The organism is Oerskovia turbata, from assembly GCF_000718325.1.
Taxonomy (GTDB): domain Bacteria; phylum Actinomycetota; class Actinomycetes; order Actinomycetales; family Cellulomonadaceae; genus Oerskovia; species Oerskovia turbata.
The window spans coordinates 166,871-189,681 of record NZ_JOFV01000004.1 but is presented as its reverse complement, the minus strand read 5'-3'; the positions used below and the strand labels follow the sequence as shown (position 1 = coordinate 189,681).

22 protein-coding genes are annotated in these 22,811 nt (G+C 72.4%); 19 read left to right on the top strand and 3 right to left on the bottom strand.

What is annotated here, in order from left to right; translation table 11 throughout:
* Positions 1-35: 35 nt before the first annotated feature.
* From IE95_RS0105365 to IE95_RS0105350, 4 genes are read left to right on the top strand one after another with little or no spacing between them, the layout of a single operon-like run.
* Positions 36-392, top strand: coding sequence for a YraN family protein (locus IE95_RS0105365; protein WP_030150607.1), 357 nt, complete (start codon positions 36-38; stop codon positions 390-392).
* Positions 392-1,930 carry a YifB family Mg chelatase-like AAA ATPase gene (locus IE95_RS0105360; protein ID WP_030150606.1) on the top strand — a complete coding sequence of 513 codons (1,539 nt, stop codon included), beginning with the start codon at positions 392-394 and terminating at the stop codon, positions 1,928-1,930. Before IE95_RS0105365 ends, IE95_RS0105360 begins: the two co-directional genes overlap by 1 nt.
* Positions 1,923-3,146, top strand: coding sequence for a DNA-processing protein DprA (dprA, locus tag IE95_RS0105355; RefSeq protein ID WP_051702764.1), 1,224 nt, complete (start codon positions 1,923-1,925; stop codon positions 3,144-3,146). The genes IE95_RS0105360 and dprA overlap by 8 nt, the downstream gene beginning before the upstream one ends.
* A 17-nt stretch (positions 3,147-3,163) precedes the next feature.
* On the top strand, positions 3,164-4,141 hold the full coding sequence (locus tag IE95_RS0105350) for a tyrosine recombinase XerC (protein WP_084689862.1): 978 nt from the start codon (positions 3,164-3,166) through the stop codon (positions 4,139-4,141).
* 168 nt (positions 4,142-4,309) lie between these two features.
* On the opposite strand, the gene IE95_RS0105345 is transcribed toward IE95_RS0105350, so the two are convergent.
* Positions 4,310-4,855 carry a murein hydrolase activator EnvC family protein gene (locus IE95_RS0105345; protein WP_240666228.1) on the bottom strand — a complete coding sequence of 182 codons (546 nt, stop codon included), beginning with the start codon at positions 4,853-4,855 and terminating at the stop codon, positions 4,310-4,312.
* A 546-nt stretch (positions 4,856-5,401) separates the two neighbouring features.
* Here IE95_RS0105345 and rpsB point away from each other — a divergent pair.
* The 11 genes from rpsB (at position 5,402) to IE95_RS0105280 (ending at position 16,432) form a co-directional block, all read left to right on the top strand.
* Positions 5,402-6,355 carry a 30S ribosomal protein S2 gene (gene rpsB / locus IE95_RS0105330; RefSeq protein WP_030150603.1) on the top strand — a complete coding sequence of 318 codons (954 nt, stop codon included), beginning with the start codon at positions 5,402-5,404 and terminating at the stop codon, positions 6,353-6,355.
* Between the two features lie 105 nt (positions 6,356-6,460).
* Positions 6,461-7,300 carry a translation elongation factor Ts gene (gene tsf / locus IE95_RS0105325; protein ID WP_030150602.1) on the top strand — a complete coding sequence of 280 codons (840 nt, stop codon included), beginning with the start codon at positions 6,461-6,463 and terminating at the stop codon, positions 7,298-7,300.
* Positions 7,301-7,476: 176 nt separating this feature from the next.
* Entirely contained in the window at positions 7,477-8,211 is a 735-nt protein-coding gene (gene pyrH / locus IE95_RS0105320; RefSeq protein WP_030150601.1) for a UMP kinase, read from the top strand.
* 102 nt (positions 8,212-8,313) lie between these two features.
* Positions 8,314-8,871 carry a ribosome recycling factor gene (gene frr, locus IE95_RS0105315; protein WP_030150600.1) on the top strand — a complete coding sequence of 186 codons (558 nt, stop codon included), beginning with the start codon at positions 8,314-8,316 and terminating at the stop codon, positions 8,869-8,871.
* A 21-nt stretch (positions 8,872-8,892) separates the two neighbouring features.
* Positions 8,893-9,738, top strand: coding sequence for a phosphatidate cytidylyltransferase (locus IE95_RS0105310; protein WP_030150599.1), 846 nt, complete (start codon positions 8,893-8,895; stop codon positions 9,736-9,738).
* A gap of 149 nt (positions 9,739-9,887) precedes the next feature.
* Positions 9,888-11,024, top strand: a complete 1,137-nt coding sequence (gene rlmN / locus IE95_RS0105305; protein WP_051702763.1) for a dual-specificity RNA methyltransferase RlmN — start codon at positions 9,888-9,890, stop codon at positions 11,022-11,024.
* Positions 11,021-11,572, top strand: coding sequence for a DivIVA domain-containing protein (locus IE95_RS0105300; RefSeq protein ID WP_030150597.1), 552 nt, complete (start codon positions 11,021-11,023; stop codon positions 11,570-11,572). The genes rlmN and IE95_RS0105300 overlap by 4 nt, the downstream gene beginning before the upstream one ends.
* A 70-nt stretch (positions 11,573-11,642) precedes the next feature.
* Positions 11,643-12,827, top strand: a complete 1,185-nt coding sequence (gene dxr, locus IE95_RS0105295) for a 1-deoxy-D-xylulose-5-phosphate reductoisomerase (protein WP_030150596.1) — start codon at positions 11,643-11,645, stop codon at positions 12,825-12,827.
* Positions 12,828-12,885: 58 nt separating this feature from the next.
* On the top strand, positions 12,886-14,196 hold the full coding sequence (locus IE95_RS0105290) for a M50 family metallopeptidase (RefSeq protein ID WP_030150595.1): 1,311 nt from the start codon (positions 12,886-12,888) through the stop codon (positions 14,194-14,196).
* A gap of 129 nt (positions 14,197-14,325) precedes the next feature.
* Positions 14,326-15,465, top strand: a complete 1,140-nt coding sequence (gene ispG / locus IE95_RS0105285; RefSeq protein WP_030150594.1) for a flavodoxin-dependent (E)-4-hydroxy-3-methylbut-2-enyl-diphosphate synthase — start codon at positions 14,326-14,328, stop codon at positions 15,463-15,465.
* A gap of 10 nt (positions 15,466-15,475) precedes the next feature.
* Positions 15,476-16,432 (top strand): GNAT family N-acetyltransferase, encoded by a 957-nt coding sequence (locus tag IE95_RS0105280; RefSeq protein ID WP_030150593.1) that lies wholly within the window; start codon positions 15,476-15,478, stop codon positions 16,430-16,432.
* Positions 16,433-16,435: 3 nt separating this feature from the next.
* On the opposite strand, the gene IE95_RS0105275 is transcribed toward IE95_RS0105280, so the two are convergent.
* Positions 16,436-17,353: an Fpg/Nei family DNA glycosylase gene (locus tag IE95_RS0105275; RefSeq protein WP_030150592.1), complete on the bottom strand. Its 918-nt coding sequence runs from the start codon at positions 17,351-17,353 to the stop codon at positions 16,436-16,438.
* A 110-nt stretch (positions 17,354-17,463) separates the two neighbouring features.
* On the opposite strand from IE95_RS0105275, the gene IE95_RS0105270 reads away from it, so the two are divergent.
* Positions 17,464-19,317 carry a proline--tRNA ligase gene (locus IE95_RS0105270; RefSeq protein WP_030150591.1) on the top strand — a complete coding sequence of 618 codons (1,854 nt, stop codon included), beginning with the start codon at positions 17,464-17,466 and terminating at the stop codon, positions 19,315-19,317.
* A gap of 100 nt (positions 19,318-19,417) precedes the next feature.
* Here IE95_RS0105270 and IE95_RS0105265 read toward each other — a convergent pair whose 3' ends face one another.
* On the bottom strand, positions 19,418-20,416 hold the full coding sequence (locus IE95_RS0105265) for a DUF4439 domain-containing protein (RefSeq protein WP_164984117.1): 999 nt from the start codon (positions 20,414-20,416) through the stop codon (positions 19,418-19,420).
* A gap of 222 nt (positions 20,417-20,638) precedes the next feature.
* Here IE95_RS0105265 and IE95_RS0105260 point away from each other — a divergent pair, with 222 nt between their 5' ends.
* The 3 genes from IE95_RS0105260 to IE95_RS21300 are packed head-to-tail and all read left to right on the top strand — an operon-like array spanning position 20,639 to position 22,642.
* A complete protein-coding gene (locus tag IE95_RS0105260; RefSeq protein WP_030150589.1) occupies positions 20,639-21,187 on the top strand; it encodes a ribosome maturation factor RimP in 549 nt (182 codons plus the stop codon).
* A gap of 3 nt (positions 21,188-21,190) precedes the next feature.
* Positions 21,191-22,297, top strand: a complete 1,107-nt coding sequence (nusA, locus tag IE95_RS0105255) for a transcription termination factor NusA (protein WP_030150588.1) — start codon at positions 21,191-21,193, stop codon at positions 22,295-22,297.
* A gap of 6 nt (positions 22,298-22,303) precedes the next feature.
* Entirely contained in the window at positions 22,304-22,642 is a 339-nt protein-coding gene (locus tag IE95_RS21300; protein ID WP_084689845.1) for a YlxR family protein, read from the top strand.
* Positions 22,643-22,811: the final 169 nt, after the last annotated feature.

Here is a 22,811-nt window from a genome sequence, read left to right as displayed (position 1 = left end):
CCCGACCAGGCCAGGGTGTGAGCCGGAGGTGGGACATGAGAGCGAAGGACGCTGTCGGGCGGTACGGGGAGAAGGTCGCGGCGACATACCTGGTCGAGGCCGGATGGGTGGTCCTCGACCGCAACTGGCGGGGCACCCGGGGCGAGCTCGACCTGGTCGCCCGAGACGGTGACGTGCTGGTCGCGGTCGAGGTCAAGACCCGGCGAGGCACCGGCTTCGGGCACCCCGCCGAGGCCGTGACCCCCGACAAGCTCGCCCGGCTGCGTCGCCTGACCGGGGAGTGGGTCGCGACGCACCCGGTCCGCCCCGCGTCGATACGGATCGACGTCGTGGCCGTGGTCCTGCCCGCGGCCGGTGCCGCGCAGGTCGAGCACCTCGTCGGGGTCAGCTGATGTCGCTCGGGACGACGTTCGCGGTCTCGCTCGTCGGTCTCTCGGGTCATGTCGTGGAGGTGCAGGCCCACCTGGCCGCATCGGTCCCGGGCTTCACGCTCGTCGGGCTTCCCGACGCGGCGCTCTCCGAGTCGAAGGACCGTGTCCGCGCCGCGATCGCCTCGTCGGGCATCGAGTGGCCCCAGCGCAAGATCACGGTCAACCTGTCCCCGGCGTCGCTGCCCAAGGCGGGATCGGGCTTCGACCTCGCCATCGCGGTTGCGATGCTCGCCGGGGCCCGCAAGATCTCCGTCGCGGACCCCGAGCACGTCGTGCACATCGGCGAGCTCGGGCTCGACGGACGGCTCCAGTCCGTGCGCGGGGTGCTCCCTGCGGTCGCCGCCGCCGTCGCGGCCGGGCTGCGCGACGTCGTCGTGCCCGTGCAGGACGCGGACGAGGCCCGGCTCGTCCCCGGGGCGCGGGTCGTCGGTGTCGCGAGCCTGGCCGAGATCGCCGCGCTGTACGGCGCCGAGGTGCCGGGCATCATGACGCCGACGTCCGCGGCGCGCCCGACCCGCACCGTCGGGCCACGGCGGGCCGCGGGGGACCTGCGCGACGTCCTGGGGCAGGAGCAGGCGCGCCGTGCGCTCGAGGTCGCGGCCGCAGGCGGTCACCACCTGCTCCTCGTCGGCCCGCCGGGAGCGGGCAAGACCATGCTCGCCTCCCGGATCACGGGCATCCTGCCTGACCTCGACGAGTCCGAGGCCGTCGAGGTCACGGCGGTGCACTCGATCGCAGGGGTCTTCGACCCCGAGCAGGGGCTGATCCGACGCCCGCCCTACGAGGACCCGCACCACACCGCGACGGCGGCGTCGATCGTCGGCGGCGGCAGCGGGCTGCCACGGCCCGGCGCCGCGTCCCGCGCGCACCGTGGCGTGCTGTTCCTCGACGAGGCGCCCGAGTTCGGGTCGCGGGTCCTGCAGACCCTGCGCCAGCCGCTCGAGCACGGCGAGCTCGTGATCCACCGTGCGGCCGGGTCCGCGCGCTACCCGGCCCGCTTCCAGCTCGTCCTGGCCGCCAACCCGTGCCCGTGCGGTCTCGGGATCGGCAAGGGGCTCGAGTGCTCGTGCAGCCCGCTGGTCCGGCGGCGGTACTTCGCCCGGCTGTCGGGCCCGCTGCTCGACCGCGTCGACGTCCAGGTCGAGGTGCGCCCGGTGTCGCGCGTCGACCGGGCAGGAGGTGCCGACGTGGAGTCGAGCGCGACCGTCGCGGCGCGCGTCGCGGCCGCTCGTGCCGCCGCGAGGACCAGGCTCGCCGGGACCCCGTGGGGCACGAACGCCGAGGTGCCCGGTACATGGCTGCGCGAACGGCTCGGGCCGGACCCCAGGCTGCTCGCAGGTATCGACACCGCACTCGACCGCGGCACCCTCTCGCTGCGCGGTGCCGACCGGGTCCTCCGGCTCGCCTGGACCGTGGCCGACCTGGCCGGTCGAGCCGCACCGAACGCAGGAGACGTGGGACAGGGCCTCGCGCTGCGGACCCGAGGGCACCATGGCTGAGGCCGGTCCGACGTTCGACGTCCATGAGCCCCTGCTCGCGCGCGCGGCCTGGAGCCGGATCGCCGAACCGGGGGACCAGGTCGCCGGCGCGCTCGTCATGCACCTCGGCGCCGGGGACGCCCTCGCGTGGCTCTACGACGCCGCGTCGGGCGCGACCTCCCTGACACCGAGCCTGCTCGGACAGCACCCGGAACGACCGGCGATCGACCGCGTGCAGCGGGCCGTGGAACGCTGGCGTGCCCGTCTCGCGACCCTCGATCCCGGTCGGGAGCTCCGCGCCCTCGACCAGCTCGGTGGTGCGCTCCTGGTGCCCGGGGACCCGCGATGGCCGACGGCGCTCGACGACCTGGGCGTCGCGGCACCCTTCGCGCTGTGGGTCCGAGGCGAGAGCGACCTCGCGGGCCTCGCCCGGCGATCGGTCGCGCTCGTGGGCGCTCGCGCGTGCACCGAGTACGGGCGTCACGTCGCGGCAGACCTTGCCTCAGGGTTGGCCGACCGTCGCTTCACGATCGTCTCCGGCGGCGCGTACGGCATCGATGCCGCGGCGCACCGCGGCGCGATCGCAGCACGCGGGCGAACGGTCGCGTTCCTCGCGGGAGGCGTCGACCGTCTGTACCCGGCCGGAAACACCGATCTCCTGCGGGCGGTCCTCGACGAGGGGAGCGTCGTCAGCGAGGTACCGCCGGGCTCCGTCCCCAGCAGGGTCCGCTTCCTGCAGCGCAACCGTCTCATCGCAGCCTTCTCCCGGGCGACGGTCGTCGTCGAGGCGGCCTGGCGCTCGGGAGCCCTGAGCACAGCGACGCACGCGACCGCGCTGCTGCGCCCTGTCGGGGCGGTCCCCGGACCCGTGACCTCGATGGCCTCCGGAGGGTGCCACCAGCTCCTGCGTGACGGGAAGGCCGTGTGCGTGACCGACACCGACGAGGCCGCAGAGCTGGCGGGGGACGTCGGGGCGGACGCGCCGACCCCGCGAGCAGGGCGCCCCGCGCCTCAGGACGACCTCGACGAGCCGGGCAAGAGGCTGTGGGACGCCCTGCCGCTGCGTGCGTACGCCGCCGTGGACTCGGTGGCCCGCGCAGCGGGGCTCGGGCTCGACGAGACGTTCGGGGGCCTCGGCCACCTCGAGCTCGCGGGCCTCGCCGAGCAGTCCGGGGGCAGATGGCGCCGGACGGCCCGGCCACCGCGGGGCGTGGGGTCCACCGTGCGGAGGGGGTGAGCGGCGACACTGGGACGATGAGCGACACCGAGCGGCACGGGCCCGGCACTGGAACGGGCACCGGCTCGACCCCGAAGGAGGCACCCCTTCCGCCCGCGCTGGCGGTGCCCGTCGCGGAGTTCGAGCTGTACCTCGACGTCCAGCGAGGGCTGTCGGCACACACGGTGCGTGCCTACACGGGCGACGTCCGGTCGCTGCTGGCGCGCGCCGTGGCGACGGGCGTGCGCAGCCTGGACGACGTCGACATCGCGGTCCTGCGTGACTGGCTCGCCGACCTCGGTGCACGTGACCTCGCCCGCACCACGATGGCCCGGAGAGGCGCGGCGGCCCGTGCCTTCTTCGCCTGGACGACGAGCACCGGGCGCACGGCGCACAACCCGGCGCTGCGCCTCGCGAGCCCCAAGGTGGCCCGTCACCTGCCGACCGTCCTCGCCGTCGACGCCGCCACCCACCTCATGGAGACCGCACGCGACGCGGCCGCGGACGGCGATCCCGCGCGCCTGCGTGAGTGGGTCGCGGTCGAGGTCCTCTACGCCTCTGGCCTGCGCGTCGCCGAGCTCGTCGGTGCCGACGTCGACGACGTGGACCTGGGGGAGCGGACGCTGCGCGTGGTCGGCAAGGGCGACAAGGAACGGGTCGTGCCGTTCGGCGTCCCCGCGGGGCGTGCGCTCCGCCGCTGGCTCGACGTGGGGCGGCCCGCGCTGGTCGTCGCGGACTCCGGCCCCGCGCTGCTCCTCGGCGATCGCGGCCGCCGCTGGGGGCAGCGACAGGCACGCGAGACGGTGCACCGTCTCGCAGCCCTGGCCGGCGTCGACGACGTCGCGCCGCACGACCTGCGGCACAGCGCGGCAACCCACCTGCTCCAGGGCGGCTCCGACCTGCGCAGCGTCCAGGAGGTGCTCGGCCACGCCACGCTCTCCACGACCCAGCGCTACACGCACGTCAGCGCCGACCGTCTGAGGGCCTCGTTCGAGCAGGCCTTCCCGCGGGCGTGACGTGCTCGGCTGCCGGACCCGGGAACGTCGGGTCGAGTCGGTGACCCGTGCGCTCCGCGGGGCTTCGGGCCGTCGAGATGTGGCCAACGGGGGTCGGGACGACGCGCGAACCCCCGATGGCCGCATCTCGCGGTGAGCAAGGCTCTGCCGTTGCCCCGGGGGCGCCGGTCAGCGCAACGGCAGCAGCACGATCGGCTCGGGCGGGCCCAGCAGCGCGAGGGGGTCGACGTACATGTCGCCGCGGCGCACGCCCCAGTGCAGGCACGACGCGGGCAGACAGTGCCCGGCCCCCGCAGGACCGGCCCCGGCGGAACCACTCTCCGCGGGCTCGTCGGCCCCGTCGCCCGCGACCTGGACCGTCCCCACGACCTGCCCCCGGCCGACCCTCGTCCCTGCCGCGACCGAGCCGTCGACCGGTTCCAGCGAGCTGCGCAGCCCGCCGTCGTGCAGGACGACCAGGACACCACGGTCCACGACGGTCCCGGCGAACGTCACGACCCCGTCCTCGGGTGCCACGACGGCGCCCCCGGGCGGCACCCCGAGGTCGACCCCACGGTGACCGGCCAGCCAGTCCTTGTCGGGCGGGAGGAACTCGCGGAGCACCACGAGATCGCCGGGGACGGGTGACGTCCATCCCGTCTCGCCCGGAGCGTCGTCCTCGGTGCCCCGGGCAGGTGGCCCGGCGAGCAGGGGGATCACCAGGCTGGTGAGCACGACCGCGGCACCCACGTGGCGGCGTCGGGCGCGGGGAGAGGGCGAGACGGACCGAGGCGAGGACGAGCGGGAGGTGAGCACCGACCGAGCCTCGCGCAGACCGGCCGCAGTGTGGGCGCTCCCTTCCCGGACCTGTGGACGAGACCCCGTCCGCCCGGCCTGTGCACGGGTCGGGCTGCGGCCTGCGATCAGGTAGACTTAACGCCGCGATCGGCACGTTCACTCGGACGGGCTCACGGCACCCCCGACGGTCACCCCAGAGGTCACCGGCAGGACGCCGCGAACCCCCCGCTGCGCGCCGTCGACTTCGCGCGTCACGTCTCCGACTCCCGACCTCTCGAGGTCGCCGTCAGGGGCCATCCCGACAACGGTCCGGACCCTCGTTCGCCAGGGCCCGGCGTCGGTCCATGGTGTGGCGCCAGGGGTGCAGGGCCAATCCCGGCCGGCACCGACAACCGGAATGCACCGACCGGACGCACTGCGACCGGTCGGACGAACGAGCGTGAGCAGCGGGAGGATCCCGCGTCACGCCTGAAAGGAAGTGCCATGGCCGTCGTGACCATGCGCCAGCTCCTCGACAGCGGAGTCCACTTCGGACACCAGACCCGCCGCTGGAACCCGAAGATGAAGCGCTTCATCTTCACGGAGCGCAACGGCATCTACATCGTCGACCTGCAGCAGTCGCTGTCCTACATCGACCGCGCCTACGAGTTCGTCAAGGAGACCGTCGCCCACGGTGGCACGATCCTCTTCGTCGGCACGAAGAAGCAGGCGCAGGAGCCCGTCGCCGAGCAGGCCGCTCGTGTCGGCATGCCCTACGTGAACCACCGCTGGCTCGGTGGCATGCTCACCAACTTCACCACGGTGCACAAGCGTCTGCAGCGTATGAAGGAGCTCGAGGAGATCGACTTCGACGACGTCGCAGGCTCCGGGCTCACCAAGAAGGAGCTGCTCGTCCTGCGCCGCGAGAAGGACAAGCTGACCCGCACCCTGGGCGGCATCCGTGACATGGCGAAGGTCCCCTCCGCCGTGTGGATCGTCGACACCAACAAGGAGCACCTGGCCGTCGACGAGGCGCGCAAGCTGCACATCCCGATCGTCGCGATCCTCGACACCAACTGCGACCCCGACGTCGTCGACTACAAGATCCCGGGCAACGACGACGCGATCCGCGCCGTCACGCTGCTGACCCGCGTGATCGCCGACGCCGCGGCCGAGGGCCTGCTCCAGCGCCACTCGGGCAAGACCGGTGCCGAGGCCGGCTCCGCCACCGAGGCAGAGCCCCTCGCCGAGTGGGAGCGCGAGCTCCTCGCCGGTGCCGAGGCCGAGGCCGCCGTGGAGACCGCAGCCGCTGCTGAGGTCGTGGCCGAGGCCGCTGCCGAGACGGCCGTCGAGGCCGAGGTCGTGGCCGAGGCTGCTGCCGAGGTCGCCGTCGAGGCCGAGGTCGAGGCTGAGGCTGCCGTCGAGGCCGCCGCCGAAGAGGCCGACGAGTCCAAGTGACGACGTGGTGCGCGCCCCTCGCACGAGGGGCGCGCACCCGCCGCACCGCCCGCTCCACGTTCTCCCCGGGGAGCCCCGGGACCCCAGACAGGTAAGGACACCACCATGGCGAACTACACCGCAGCCGACATCAAGGCGCTGCGCGAGCGCACCGGCGCCGGCATGCTCGACGTCAAGAAGGCGCTCGACGAGGCCGACGGCGACTCCGAGAAGGCGCTCGAGATCATCCGTGTCAAGGGGTTGAAGGGCGTCGCCAAGCGCGAGGGCCGTTCGACCTCCGAGGGCCTCGTGGCCGTCGACGTCTCCGAGATCGAGGGTGGCCAGGTCGCCACGCTCATCGAGCTCAACTCCGAGACCGACTTCGTCGCGAAGAACGAGAACTTCCTCAACCTCGCGGCCCGTGTCCTGACGGCCGTCGCCGCCTCGGGTGCGGCCGACGTCGACGCGGCGCTCGCCGCGGACGCCGACGGTGAGTCCGTCCAGCTCGTCATCGACAACACGGCCGCGTCGCTGGGCGAGAAGGTCGTCCTGCGCCGCACCACGCGTGTCGCCGGTGAGCGCGTCACCGCGTACCTGCACCGCACCGCCAAGGACCTGCCGCCGTCGATCGGCGTCGTCGTCGCCACGGACGCTGCCGGTGAGGCCGTCGCCAAGGAGATCGCGCAGCACGTCGCCGCGATGTCGCCGACGTACCTGACCCGTGAGGACGTCCCGGAGGAGATCGTCGCGAGCGAGCGCCGCATCGCCGAGGAGACCTCGCGCAACGAGGGCAAGCCCGAGGCCGCGCTGCCGAAGATCATCGAGGGCCGACTGAACGGCTTCTTCAAGGACGTCGTGCTGCTCGACCAGCCGCTCGCCAAGGACCCGAAGAAGACCGTCGGCCAGGTCCTCGCCGAGGTCGGCGGCACGGTCACCGAGTTCGTGCGGTACCGCGTCGGCGCCTGACGCCTTCCTCCGGTGGCCCGGTCCGCGCTCGCGCGGACCGGGCCACCGCGCACCGGGACCCGGCCAGGTCCTGGCGCACCACGCAACACCCCGGGGACCCCTCGTAGGACCGTCCCCGGAACGTCCTGGGGCAGACCTCGGGAGCTCGGAACGACGAAGAACAGGTGGCGCTGCACATGGGCGACAACATCGAGACCACGACCCCGGCACGACGAGTTCTGCTGAAGCTCTCCGGTGAGACCTTCGGAGGCGGACAGATCGGCCTGGCGCCGGACGTCGTCCAGCGCGTCGCGGGCGAGATCGCGCAGGCGGTGCGTCAGGGCGTGCAGGTCGCGATCGTCGTGGGCGGCGGCAACTTCTTCCGTGGTGCCGAGCTGTCCCAGCGGGGCCTCGACCGCGCTCGCGCCGACTACATGGGCATGCTGGGCACGGTCATGAACTGCCTCGCGCTCCAGGACTTCCTCGAGCAGTCCGGCGTCGACACGCGCGTGCAGACCGCCATCACCATGGGCCAGGTCGCCGAGCCGTACATCCCGCTGCGCGCCATCCGTCACATGGAGAAGGGCCGTGTCGTGATCTTCGGCGCCGGCGCCGGGATGCCGTACTTCTCGACCGACACCGTCTCCGTCCAGCGCGCCCTCGAGACGCACTGCCAGGAGGTCCTCATGGGCAAGAACGGCGTCGACGGGGTCTACTCCGCGGACCCGCGCACCAACCCGGACGCCGTCAAGCTCGACCACCTGACGTACACCGACGCGCTCGTGAACGACCTGGCCGTCATGGACGCCACGGCCCTGAGCCTGTGCCGCGACAACGACGTGACCATGCGGGTCTTCGGCATGGGCGAGCCGGGCAACGTGACCCGCGCGCTGCTGGGGGACAATATCGGGACACTGGTCACGACGAGCTGACCGGACGACCGACGAACGACCCGGGTCGCGCCGCGTCCCCGGGTGCGCCGCCTCGTGCGGCGCAGGACGGCTAGCCCAGCAACGCACGACGAAGGAGCACTGGTGATCGACGAGACCCTCCTCGAGGCCGAAGAGAAGATGGACAAGGCGATCGAGGTCGCCAAGGAGGACTTCGCGAACATTCGCACGGGACGTGCGAGCGGCGCGATGTTCAACAAGATCACGGTCGAGTACTACGGTGCTCCGACGCCCCTGCAGCAGCTCGCCTCGTTCAACACGCCCGAGGCCCGCACGATCGTGATCTCGCCCTTCGACAAGACCGCGCTGAGCGCGATCGAGAAGGCCATCCGTGACTCGGACCTCGGGGTGAACCCCAGCAACGACGGCAACATCATCCGTGTCGTGCTCCCCGTCCTGACCGAGGAGCGTCGCCGCGACTACGTGAAGCTCGCGAAGGGCAAGGCGGAGGACGCCCGTGTCTCGGTGCGCAACGTGCGTCGCCGCGCCAAGGAGCAGCTCGACCGCATCGTCAAGGACGGCGAGGCCGGCGAGGACGAGGGCACGCGCGCCGAGAAGGAGCTCGAGGCGCTCACCAAGAGCCACGTCGACACGATCGACGCGCTGCTCGCCGGCAAGGAGAGCGAGCTCCTCGAGGTCTGATGCAGAAGTCCGTGCGCACCGATGACAAGTGATGCGGTCGCGTCCAGGCCCCGGCGCACGCCGAAGGCCGGGCGCGACCTGCCCAAGGCGATCTCCGTCGGGGTCGGGCTCCTCGTGCTCGTGGGGGCCTCCTTGGCCTTCCGTCCGGAGCCGTTCGTGCTGCTGGCGACCGCTGCGGTCGGGGCGGCGCTGTGGGAGCTGAAGCAGGCCTTCCTCCGCCGTGACATCCACCTGCCGCTCCTGCCGCTCCTGGTCGGTGCGGCGGGGATCCTGATCTCGTCGTACTACTCGGGCCCCGAGGCCCTCATGGTCTCGTTCGTCCTGACGGTGGCCGGGGTCGTGGTCTGGCGGGTGATCGACGGCTCGGGGACGGCGGCGGTGCGTGATGCCGCCGCGGGAACCTTCGCGACGGCGTACCTGCCGTTCATGGCGGGGTTCGTCATGATGATGCTGGCGAACCCGGACAACGGGCGGATCCAGGTCCTCCTGTTCATCCTGCTGGCGGTCTCGAACGACGTCGGGGGGTACGTGGCGGGGGTCCTGTTCGGACGTCACCCGCTGGCGCCGTCGATCAGTCCCAAGAAGAGCTGGGAGGGGCTGGCCGGCTCGTTCGTCCTGGCGACGGCGATCGGCGTCGTGGGTGCCGTCTACGGGCTCGGCGTGAGCCCCGTCGTCGGTGTCCTGCTCGGCATCATGGTGCCGCTCACGGCGACCGTGGGGGACCTGGCCGAGTCGATGATCAAGCGCGACCTAGAATTGAAGGACATGGGGTCGCTCCTGCCGGGGCACGGCGGCGTCCTCGACCGCCTGGACTCCATGCTCCTGACCGCTCCGTTCGTGTACCTGCTGCTCTCCGTCTCGCTCTGAGGCGGGCCCGTGAGGGTGGGCGCAGGCACGGACGCACGCGCGCGTGCCGGTGTGTCGCTCGACGCACCGGCGTGCTCGCACGAGTGCACGCGTCGTGCGTCGACGCGGTGCGCTGACCTGCTCCACCCGCTCCAACCTCTGGATCCTCCATGTCTGTTCGCCCGTCCGTCGAATCGAAGCCGCTGCCGCTCGTCATGTCGGCGCCCCGCCGAGGGAAGCCTCCGCGCCACTTCGCCGACCTCTCCCCGGAGGAGCGCACGGCCGCGGTCGTCGAGCTGGGGGAGAAGCCGTTCCGCGCCAAGCAGCTCGCGACGCACTACTACGCGCACTTCACGAACGACGCGCAGGACATGACCGACCTCCCCCAGGCCTCGCGCGAGCTGCTCGTCGAGAACCTGATGCCGCCGCTGCTGACCCCCGCGCGCGTCATGCAGGCCGACGGCGGGACGACCGTCAAGACGCTCTGGAAGCTCTTCGACGCGGCCAAGGTCGAGTCGGTGCTCATGCGCTACCCGAACCGGTCGACGCTGTGCGTCTCGAGCCAGGCGGGCTGCGGCATGGCCTGCCCGTTCTGCGCGACGGGCCAGCTGGGTCTGACGCGGAACCTGTCGACCGCGGAGATCGTCGAGCAGGTGCGTTCGGCCGCCAAGTCGCTCGCGGACGGCGACATCCCGGGCGGGTCCGCGCGTCTGAACAACCTGGTCTTCATGGGCATGGGCGAGCCCATGGCGAACTACAAGGCCGTCATGGGGACGATCCGCCAGCTCGTCGCGCCGGCCCCTGAGGGCCTGGGCATGTCGGCCCGCAACATCACGGTCTCGACCGTGGGCCTGGTGCCGGCCATGAACAAGCTCTCGGCCGAGGGCATCCCGGTCACGCTCGCGCTCTCGCTCCACGCGCCCGACGACGACCTGCGCAGCGAGCTCGTCCCGATCAACACCCGGTGGTCGGTCGACGAGACGCTCGACGCGGCGCGCAACTACTTCGAGGTCACGGGCCGACGCGTGAGCATCGAGTACGCGCTCATCAAGGACATGAACGACCACGCCTGGCGCGCGGACCTCCTGGGCGAGAAGCTCACGGCTCGGGGTTCGGGCTGGGTGCACGTGAACCCCATCCCGCTCAACCCGACCCCGGGTTCGATCTGGACGGCGAGCGAGCGTGAGGTGGAGGACGAGTTCGTGGCTCGCTTGCGTGGGCACGGGATTCCGACCACTATTCGTGACACACGCGGCAGCGACATCGATGGTGCGTGCGGGCAGCTGGCAGCTGAGGAGGAAGCGTGAGTGCGTTGTTCAGCACCGTCTCGAAGGTGCGCAACGGGTACGACCCGGAAGAGGTGGACGAGTTCTTCGACCACGCCCGTCAGGTCTACGAGGGCAGGAAGCCTGAGCGCCTGACGAGCACGGACATCCAGGTCTCGATGTTCGACCTGGTCCGTGGTGGGTACGACACCCACGAGGTCGATGCGGCTCTCGACCGGCTGGAGGGGGCCTTCATCGCCCGCCAGCGTGCCGAGTACGTCGCGGTCAACGGGCAGCAGGCGTGGATGAACGCGCTCGCCGAGCGGGCTCGCAGCCTGTACGGCCGCCTGGGGCGTCCGGACGGTGAGCGGTTCGCGCCGGCGGGGCGTGGCGAGTGGGGCTACGACATGGACGACGTCGACGACCTGTGCGACCGTCTCGTGGCGTACTTCGACCGTCAGGAGCCCATCACGGCTGCCGAGATCCGCAGCTCGACCTTCGCGCGTCGTCGCGGCAAGGACGGCTATGCGGAGGGTCCCGTGGACGCGTTCTTCGCCCGTGCCATCGAGGTGCTGCTCGGCGTCGAGTGACGTCGCGCGCGATCCCTGCCCGACGCCGCAGCGCACGTCGGGCGGTCCTCGCACCTGGGAGGATGTCCTCATGAGTGTGCGCAGCGTGACCCTTCTCGGGTCGACCGGATCCATCGGCACCCAGGCGATCGACGTGATCTCCCGCCATCCCGACCGTTTCCGCGTGGACGCGATCTCGGCGGGTGGCGCGAACGCGGGCCTGCTGGCGCGCCAGGCGGTCGAGCTGGGTGTGGCGAGGGTCGGTGTCGCGGACCCGGGACGGGCTGCGGAGGTCGAGGCGGCTCTGGCGGCGCAGGCCCCTCGCGCGGGTGCGCGGCCGGTCGAGGTGGTCGTCGGCCCGGACGCGGCGACCGAGCTCGCGGGGGCGGGCTCCGACGTCGTGCTCAACGGCATCACGGGCTCGGTGGGGCTCGGCCCCACGCTCGCCGCGCTCGCTGCGGGGTCGACGCTCGCGCTGGCCAACAAGGAGTCGCTCGTCGTGGGCGGCGTGCTGGTCCAGGACGCGAAGCAGCGCCCCGACCAGATCGTCCCGGTCGACTCGGAGCACTCGGCGATCGCGCAGGCCCTGCGGTCGGGGCGTCGCGAGGAGGTGCGCCGTCTCGTGCTGACGGCGTCGGGCGGGCCCTTCCGAGGGTGGGCGCGTGACGACGTCAAGGCGGTCTCCCCGCAGCAGGCGCTCGCGCACCCGACGTGGGCCATGGGCCCGGTCGTGACGATCAACTCGGCGACGCTCATGAACAAGGGTCTCGAGCTCATCGAGGCGCACCTGCTGTTCGACGTGCCGACGGACGAGATCACGGTCGTGGTGCACCCGCAGTCGGTCGTGCACTCGATGGTCGAGTTCGTGGACGGTTCGACGATCGCGCAGGCCTCGCCCCCGGACATGCGCCTGCCGATCGCGCTCGGCCTGAGCTGGCCGGACCGGTTGGGTGAGGTTGCGGCCGGCTGCGACTGGTCGGGCGCGACCGCGTGGACGTTCGAGCCGCTCGACGAGGAGCTCTTCCCGGCAGTAGGGCTCGCGCGCGCGGCGGCGTCGGCGTCGGCGACGCATCCCGCGGTGTACAACGCGGCCAACGAGGAGTGTGTCGCAGCGTTCCTGGAGGGGCGCATCGGGTTCCTGGACATCGTCGAGACCGTGCAGCGGGTCCTGGGCGAGCACACGGGAACCTCACGGGCGGTGGTCACGTTGGACGACGTGACGGGCGCCGAGGGGTGGGCCCGGGCCAGGGCCCACGAGATCCTCACCCGCCGCTGAGTCCTCCTTCAGCACTGGTCGTCCTCGTCTCCTCGCAGCACCCCCGAACGGAGCTCTCATGACCGCGGTGATCGGCATCCTCGTCGTGCTGGTCGGCATCCTGGTGTCGATCGCCCTGCACGAGGTCGGGCACATGGTCCCGGCCAAGAGGTTCGGCGTGCGTGTGAGCCACTACTTCGTGGGGTTCGGCCCCACGCTGTGGTCGCGCACCAGGGGGGAGACCGAGTACGGGCTCAAGGCGATCCCGCTGGGCGGCTACGTGCGGCTCGTGGGGATGTACCCGCCGGCCCCGGCGGGCAAGAAGCAGTCGAACGGCTTCTTCGGCCGCATGGTGCAGGACGCGCGGGAGATGAGCGCCGAGGAGATCCTGCCGGGTCAGGAGCCGCGCGCGTTCTACAACCTCTCGGTGCCGAAGAAGGTCGTCGTGATGTTCGGCGGGCCGTTCATGAACCTCGTGATCGCGTTCGTGCTCATGACCGTGGTGCTGGTCGGCATCGGTTCGCCGCAGGCGACCACGACGGTCGCGACGGTGCCCGCGTGCGTGACGCCCGCCTCGGCCCCGGCGGACTACGAGTGCACGGCGAGCGACCCTGCGACCCCTGCCGCCGAGGCGGGGATCGAGCCCGGGGACACGGTCGTGTCGTTCGACGGCGAGCCGGTCACGTCCTGGGACTCGCTGGTCGGCAAGATCACGGGCGCCGCGGGCCAGACCGTCCCGGTCGTGGTCGAGCGCGCGGGCGAGCAGGTCACGCTCGAGATCACCCCGACCGAGGTCGACCGGCCCGTCGTCGGCGACGACGGGCAGTACGTGACCGACGACGACGGCGAGCTGGTGCTCAAGCCCGCAGGGTACGTCGGGATCGCCCCGACCCAGGAGCGGGTCTCCGAGCCGTTGAGCGCGGTGCCGGAGGCCATCTGGGCCCAGGTCAGCGGGACGGCCGAGGTCATCGTCGCGCTGCCCGCCAAGCTGGTGGACGTGGTGCAGTCCACGTTCGGCGGTGAGGAGCGCGACCCGGCCTCGGTCATGGGGCCGGTGGGTGTGGGGCGGATCGCGGTCGACGTCGTGGGGGCGGACCAGGTCGACGTGGTCGACCGGGTGGCGGTCATGCTGAGCCTGCTGGCCTCGCTCAACATCGCGCTGTTCGCGTTCAACCTCATCCCGCTGCCGCCGCTCGACGGCGGGCACATCGCGGGAGCGCTGTACGAGGGGGCCAAGCGGCAGGTCGCCAAGGTCCGCGGCCGCCCGCGCCCGGCGCACGCGGACGTCGCCAAGCTCGTCCCGCTCGGGCTCGCGATGTGGGTCGTCCTGCTCGGGATGGGCGTGCTGCTGATCTACGCGGACATCGTCAACCCGATCCGCCTCACCTGACCTGCACGTCCGGTCCCGTGAAGATCTCGCGAAGAGTCGTGTGCGGTGCGGGGCGGGGAACGGCGTCGGGCGCGACCGAGGTGTCGGACGGGGGATACTGGGTCCGTGAGCGTACCCATCAGCCTCGGCATGCCAGCAGCACCTCCGCCTGTCCTCGCACCACGCCGCAAGACCCGCAAGATCAAGGTCGGCAAGGTCGACGTCGGCGGTGACGCCCCCGTGAGCGTCCAGTCCATGACCACGACCCCGACCACTGACATCAACGCGACTCTCCAGCAGATCGCCGAGCTGACCGCGTCCGGCTGCGACATCGTGCGTGTCGCGGTGCCCAGCCAGGACGACGCGCTCGCGCTGCCGGCGATCGCGAGGAAGTCCCAGATCCCCGTGATCGCGGACATCCACTTCCAGCCGAAGTACGTGTTCGCGGCGATCGACGCAGGCTGTGCAGCGGTGCGCGTGAACCCGGGCAACATCCGCAAGTTCGACGACCAGGTCAAGGAGATCGCCCGCGCCGCAGCGGACGCGGGCACCTCGATCCGCATCGGCGTCAACGCTGGCTCGCTCGACCCGCGCCTGCTCGCGAAGTACGGCAAGGCCACCCCGGAGGCGCTCGTCGAGTCGGCCGTCTGGGAGGCGTCGCTGTTCGAGGAGCACGGCTTCCACGACTTCAAGATCTCGGTCAAGCACAACGACCCGGTCGTCATGGTGCGGGCGTACGAGCTGCTGTCCGAGCGGGGCGACTGGCCCCTGCACCTCGGTGTGACCGAGGCCGGTCCGGCGTTCCAGGGCACCATCAAGTCGGCCACGGCGTTCGGCGCGCTGCTGAGCAAGGGCATCGGCGACACCATCCGCGTGTCGCTGTCGGCCCCGCCGGTCGAGGAGGTCAAGGTCGGCATCCAGATCCTGCAGTCGCTCAACCTGCGCCCGCGCAAGCTCGAGATCGTCTCGTGCCCGTCGTGCGGGCGTGCGCAGGTGGACGTGTACACGCTCGCGGAGAAGGTCACGGCCGGGCTCGAGGGCATGGAGGTACCGCTGCGCGTCGCGGTCATGGGCTGCGTCGTGAACGGGCCGGGCGAGGCGCGCGAGGCGGACCTCGGTGTCGCGTCGGGCAACGGCAAGGGGCAGATCTTCGTCAAGGGCGAGGTCGTCAAGACCGTACCGGAGTCGATGATCGTCGAGACGCTCATCGAGGAGGCGATGCGGATCGCCGAGACCATGACGCCGGAGAACGACGCACAGGCCGGTCCGCCCGTCGTCACCGTCGGCTGAGTCGACGGCCATGGCGCGCTGGCACCCTCCGGGGCCGTGGTCCCGGCCGCAGGGCGCCCGGGTCCTGGGCGACGGGGACGTCGCCGAGGCGTTGGGTGTGTGCTCGCTGGACCCGGTGGGGTCGGTGCTCGCCGCCTCGCGCATCGTGGAGGCGACCCGGCTCTCGCACAGCGGCGGGCAGGTGTGGGGCTTTCCCGCGCAGGGGCCTCTCGTGGCGATCTGCTGGGCGGGGGCCAACCTGGTGCCGGTCGTCCCGTCGCAGGGCGCCGACCGCGCGGAGGCGCTCGACGCGTTCGCCGCCCTGGCGCGCAGGTTCGGCCGCAGGGCGTCGTCGATCGTGGGCGAGCGCTCGGCGGCGCTGGGGCTGTGGGACCGGCTGTCCGAGCACTGGCCTGCGGCCCGGGACGTCCGCGACGACCAGCCGTCGCTCATGATCGACCGGGCACCGGACGTCGAGCCGGACCGGTCGGTCCGCCGGTCGGTGCCGGCCGAGCTGCCGCTGGTCCTGCCCGCGTGCGTGCGCATGTTCGTCGAGGAGGTCGGCTACTCGCCGGTCGCCGCGGGCGGCAACGCCTACGCGGACCGCGTGCGTGGGCTCATCACGTCGGGGCGCTCGTTCGTGCGGGTCGCCGGTGGCGCGGCGCCGGCCCCGCTGCCGCCCGGGACGGGGGCCCCTCTCGCGGGCGACGCCCTGGACGGTCTCGCGCCCGAGCGCGTCGTGGTGTTCAAGGCCGAGCTCGGTGCGGTCACGCCCGCGGTCGCGCAGGTGCAGGGCGTGTGGGTGGACCCGCGGTTCCGGGGACGGCGCCTGTCCGAGTCCGGCATGGCCGCGGTCGTGGAGATCACGCGCCGGGAGATCGCGCCGATCGTCTCGCTGTACGTCAACGCGTACAACGAGCGGGCGCTCGCGGCGTACCGCCGTGTGGGCTTCGAGCAGGTCGGGACGTTCGCGACCGTCCTGTTCTGAGACCTACTTCAGGAGCTTGGACATGCGCCGGTCCGCGAGGACCTGGCCGCCGGTCTGGCACGTGGCGCAGTACTGCAGGCTGCGGTCGGCGAACGACACCTCGCGCACGACGTCGCCGCACACCGGGCAGGCCTCGCCCGTGCGCCCGTGGACGCGCATCCCGCGGCGTTTGGCGTCCTTGAGCTCGGCCGCGGGCCTGCCCGACGACGTCGCGACGGCCTCGGTGAGCACGTCCCGGATCGCGTCGTGCAGGTGGGCCACGTCGTCGGCGTCGAGGCTGCGGGTCAGTCGGAAGGGGCTGGTCCGGGCTGCGTGCAGGATCTCGTCGGAGTAGGCGTTGCCGATCCCGGCGATCAGGCGCTGGTCGCGCAGCAGCCCCTTGATCTGCTGGTTGCGCGCGCCGAGCAGCTCGGCGAGCCGTTCGCGCGTGAGGTCCGCACCCAGTGGCTCGACGCCCAGCGTCGCGATCGCGGGCACCTCGTCGGGGTCGTGGACCAGGTGGACCGCGAGGCGCTTGCGCGTGCCGGCCTCGGTGAGGTCGAACCCCGAGCCGTCGTCGAACCGGACCCGCAGCGCGAGCACGGCACGCACACCGCCGCGGCTCGACGTGGGCCGCACGGGCGTCGTCGGTGCGTCCTCGGACCAGCGCAACCAGCCCGCCCGGGCGAGGTGGAAGACCAGGTGGAGGTCGCCGTCGGGCACGTTGCTCGCGCCGGCGCCGGCACCCGGGCGGACCGACAGGTCGAGCCACTTGCCGTGGCGTGCGGCCCCCGTGACCGTGCCTCCCACCAGTGCGGACAGCGGGGGAGAGAACGTCTTGAGGGCCGCGATCGAGGCCAGGTCCACCGCGACGACGACGCGACCGGTCGCACGCTCGTCGAGGAACCGGACGAGCGCCTCGACCTCGGGCAGCTCGGGCACGGTTCCATGGTGCCCGCTCGCGCGCCGGTGTGCACCGTCGCGAGCGGCGAGCCGGCGTACGCCCCCGAACCCTGCGGGGGAGCGGTGCCCGCGACGGTAGGATCGGGCCCATGTCTTCAGCCTCCAGCCGGGTGGTCGGTCCCCCCGTCAAGCCCCTCAAGATGACCTCCCTGTTCCTGCGGACGCTGCGTGAGGACCCGGTCGACGCCGAGGTCGCGAGCCACAAGCTCCTCGTGCGCGCCGGCTACATCCGTCGTGCCGCTCCCGGCATCTACACCTGGCTCCCGCTGGGCCTGCGCGTGCTCGCCAAGGTCGAGGCGATCGTGCGCGAGGAGATGGAGGACGCCGGCGGCCAGGAGGTGCACTTCCCGGCGCTGCTGCCGCGCGAGCCCTACGAGGCCACGGGCCGCTGGGACGAGTACGGCGCGAACCTGTTCCGCCTCAGGGACCGCAAGGACGGCGACTACCTGCTGGCCCCCACGCACGAGGAGATGTTCACGCTCCTCGTCAAGGACATGTACTCGTCCTACAAGGAGCTGCCGCTGACGCTGTTCCAGATCCAGACGAAGTACCGCGACGAGGCGCGCCCGCGTGCGGGCCTCATCCGTGGCCGCGAGTTCATCATGAAGGACGCGTACTCGTTCGACGTGACCGAGGAGGGGCTCGAGGCCTCGTACCAGAACCAGCGCGCCGCCTACCAGCGGATCTTCACGCGCCTGGGCCTCGAGTACGTGATCGTGGCCGCGACGTCCGGGGCCATGGGTGGCTCGCGCAGCGAGGAGTTCCTCAACCCGACCGCGATCGGCGAGGACACGTTCGTGCGCTCGCCCGGTGGCTACGCGGCGAACGTCGAGGCCGTCGTCACGCCCGTGCCCGAGGCCCTGCCCTACGACGACGCACCCGCGGCGCACGTCGAGGACACCCCGGACACCCCGACGATCGAGTCGCTGGTCGCGCTCGCCAACGCGCGGTTCCCGCGCCCCGACCGCGAGTGGACCGCTGCCGACACGCTCAAGAACGTGGTCCTCGCGCTCACGCACCCCGACGGGCGCCGCGAGGTGCTCGTCGTCGGTCTGCCCGGTGACCGCGAGGTCGACCTCAAGCGCCTCGAGGCAGCGGTCGAGCCCGCCGAGGTCGAGCCCGCGGGCGAGGCGGACTTCGCCGCGCACCCGGGGCTCGTCAAGGGCTACATCGGCCCCGAGGTGCTCGGCCCGCAGGGTCCCCAGGTGACCGTGCCGGCCGAGGGCAAGACCCCCGCGTCGTCCCGCTCGGCCGTGCGCTACCTCCTGGACCCGCGCGTCGTCGAGGGCACGCGCTGGATCACGGGCGCGAACCAGCACGGCAAGCACGTGTTCGACCTGGTCGCCGGGCGCGACTTCACGTCCGACGGCACGATCGAGGCCGCCGAGGTCCGGGCGGGCGATCCTGCGCCCGACGGCTCGGGTCCGCTCGAGCTCGCGCGCGGCATCGAGATCGGCCACATCTTCGCGCTGGGGCGCAAGTACGCGCAGGCCCTGGGCCTGACGGTCCTCGACGAGAACGGCAAGCAGGTCGTCGTGACCATGGGCTCGTACGGGATCGGCGTGACGCGCGCGCTCGCTGCGCTGGCCGAGGCGAACCACGACGAGGCGGGCCTCGCGTGGCCCGCGCACGTGGCCCCGATGCACGTCCAGGTCGTGGCCACGGGCAAGGACCAGGCGGTCTTCGAGGCCGCGGCGTCGCTCACGGCCGAGCTCTCGGCGCGCGGTGTCGAGGTCCTGTACGACGACCGTCCCAAGGTCTCGCCCGGGGTCAAGTTCAAGGACGCCGAGCTCCTCGGTGCGCCGCTCGTCGTGGTCGTGGGCCGCGGCCTCGCGGACGGTGTCGTCGAGGTGCGTCCGCGCCAGGGCGGCGACGCCGTGCAGGTCCCCGTCGCCGACGTGGTCGACCTCGTGACCGACCAGGTCGCCGAGCTGCTCGCGTAGCGCGCGGCAGACAGGGACGGGCCGGGCCCGGGAGCGTTCGTCGCTCCCGGGCCCGGCCCGTCTGGTGCTGCGTGGTGCGGTGTCTCGGCGCCGCCGACCGTCACCCGGCGGCGGGAGCCTGCGCCGCCTGCTCGGGCAGGCCCGGGAACGCGCTCACCGGGGCGCCCCAGCCGATCGCGGCGAGGTTCGCCTCGATCACCAGGTCGGCGAGCGGGAGCCGCGTCCCGGTGCCGGCTTCACCCGTGAGCGCGGCGTAGGACTGCGTGAGCGAGGTCTCGAGCTGCGCGGCGAGCTCCGGCGTCGGGACGTCGGACGGGACCGTGTACGCGACCCGGCGGGGGTCCTGCGGCCCGCCCGCCGTGCCCGCGGCCTGGGCCCACGCCTCGGCTCGCGCGCGGTGCAGCACGGCGCGTCCGAGCGCGGCGTCGCGCAGCTCGCCGTCGGCGAGCGCCGCCCGGACCTCGTAGGCGTACCCCGCGGCGTCCTCGGCCTCGACGATGGTGGACAGGGCGGTCGCGCTCAGGCCCGACGGCGCGGCCTCGGGGACGAGCAGGCCCGTGGGCGTGGGGAGCGAGTCGGGCAGGGGAGTGCCGGTCGTCGCGGCCACCTGGCGTGCCGAGGCGTCCTGGGACGCCGCGATCGACGTGACGAGGCGCGCGAACGGTCCGTCCTCGGTCTCGTCGGCCGCCCCGCGCAGCGCGACCGCGGACGTCGCGAGCGCTTCGACGACCTCCGCGGGGGTCGCGCTCGCGGGGCCCGTCGGCTCGTCCGTCGCGCCCGACGTCGGTGCGTCACCGTCCTGGTCGGGCTCGGGGAGCCCCGAGTCGTACACGCCTCCCAGCTGCGTCACGTGCTCGTCGGCCTGGGTGCTCGTGCTCGTCAGGGCGTCGAGGGCTCCCTGCTCCAGGCCCGACGGCGTCGCTGCCGCCGCGTCGGCGAGGTCGCCCACGAGCAGCGCGCCCTCGACGGCGACACGGCGAAGGGTCTCCTGGGCGTCCGGGACGGGCTCGGTCGGGGGCGGGGTCTCGAGCCGTAGGCCGCATCCGGCGACCACGAGCAGCGCGAGCGACGTGACGATCGCCACCACGCCACGGCGCACGACAGGGCGCCATGGGGTGTTCCGCCGCGGAAAACGTGACGAAGCGGACGCTGGGGCGGTGTCCGGGTGGTGCGGACGGTGCGGGTGCGGAGCGGGTTCGGCAGTCATCGAGGGTGATGATGTCACGTTCGGCGTGGGTGAGTCGTTAGGCTGATCCCGTACAACAACACACCGGTCGAATCCTTGCCCGGTGGGCAGTGGGAGCCGACGGGAGACCGAGAGATGAACAAGGCGAAGCAGGCCGGGGCGGACAGGGTCCGCCGGGTCGTGGAACCGGTCGTGCAGGACGCGGACCTGTACCTGGAGGACGTGACCGTCACCCTGGCCGGAAGCCGCTCGGTCGTCCGCATCACGCTGGATCTCCCCGAGGACGCCCTGGGCAACCTCGGCCTGGACCGTGTCGCCGAGGTCTCGCGCGACATCAACGCCGTGCTCGACACGTCGAACGCCTTCCCCGGCGCCTACACGCTCGAGATCTCGACCCCTGGCACCTCTCGCCCGCTGACCGAGCTGCGCCACTTCAAGCGTGCCCGCGGGCGTATCGTGCGGCTCGCGCTGCACGACGGCGGGACCGTCGAGGGACGTCTCGCGGACGTCGAGGACGGGAAGCTGCTGCTCACCGACGCCCCCGTGGAGTCCGTCGCGCTCGACGACGTGGCCCGCGGCGCGGTCCAGGTCGAGCTCAAGCGCGCGCTCGAGGTGGACCTCGGCCCGGAGATGGCTGTTGACGCGAACCCCGGGGCCGACGCCCCGCACGACGAGGAGGTCTGATCGATGGACATCGACATGAGCGCGCTGCGCCTGCTGGAGCGCGAGAAGGACATCAGCCTCGACATCCTGGTGGCGGCGATCGAGCAGGCGCTGCTCTCCGCCTACCACCGGACCCCCGACGCCTATGCGCGGGCACGGGTCGAGCTCGAGCGCCGCACGGGCCACGTCACGGTCTGGGCTCGCGAGGAGCTCCCGGCCGAGGAGGACGAGGAGCCCGAGCTCGACGAGGACGGCCAGCCGGTCCGGCGCTACAAGGCCCCGGTGTTCGGGCCCGAGTTCGACCACACGCCCAAGGACTTCGGTCGCATCGCGACCGCGACCGCCCGCCAGGTGATCGTGCAGCGCCTGCGTGACGCCGAGGACGACCAGATCCTCGGCACGTTCCGCGGCAAGGAGGGTGAGGTCCTGGCAGGCGTCATCCAGCAGGGCAACGACCCGCGCATGGTCCTCGTGGACGTGGGGGGCACCGAGGCGCTCCTGCCTCCGCACGAGCAGGTCCCGACCGAGGACTACGTGCACGGCGAGCGCCTGCGCGCCTACGTCCTGGACGTGGCGCGCGGCATGAAGGGCCCCCAGATCACGCTCAGCCGGACCCACCCCCACCTCGTGCGCAAGCTCTTCGAGCTCGAGGTCCCGGAGGTCGCGGACGGCTCGGTCGAGATCATGGCGATCGCCCGTGAGGCCGGCCACCGGTCCAAGGTCGCGGTCCGCTCGCGCGTCGCGGGGCTCAACGCCAAGGGTGCCTGCATCGGCCCCATGGGCGCACGCGTCCGTGCCGTCATGGCCGAGCTGCACGGCGAGAAGATCGACATCGTCGACTTCAGCGACGACCCGGCCGCGTTCGTGGCCAGCGCACTGTCTCCGGCGCGTGTGACGTCAGTCACCGTCGTGGACGCCGAGGCGCGCGCCGCCCGCGTCGTCGTGCCGGACTTCCAGCTCTCCCTCGCGATCGGCAAGGAAGGGCAGAACGCCCGGCTCGCCGCGAAGCTGACCGGCTGGCGCATCGACATCCGCTCGGACGAGGTCGACCACCCCGGAGCGACGAGCGCTCGTGCCGCGCAGGCCTCGGGCGAGGGGGAGGAGTCGGGCACCGGTGACGGAAACGGGTAACACCAGGTGAGCGGGCGCGCTAGACTGTCCTTGACTGGGCCACGGGTCCGGACGCCGTCACACGACCCTTCAGGCGCTCACGCGCCCGTTCGAACGTGCGTCGGTTGCCGGGAACGTGACCTGCGGTCTGTTCTTCTCCGCCTCGTGGTGGACCAGCCCGACGTCCCGGAGCCTCGGCTCCTCGTCGACGTCGGCCGGTCGCTCCCGGGGCGCGGCGCCTGGCTCCACGATGCTCGGCGTTGCCTCGAGCTGGCCGAGCGTCGACGAGCCTTCCCCCGGGCCCTGCGTCTCGCAGGTCCTGTGGATCTCGCCGAGGCCCGGGCCCATCTCGACAGGGAAGGCTGACCCGTCGTCAGTCATCGCCAGTCATCGTCAGTCGGCGGTCCCGGTCCGCGGCGCACCACGCGTCGCGAGAGCCGAACCGCGCCAGTACCGCACGAACACCGCACGAATCGTCGACAAGGAAGCGGGTTAGAAGCCGATGGGCACCCGATGAGTACCCAGCGATGAGCAC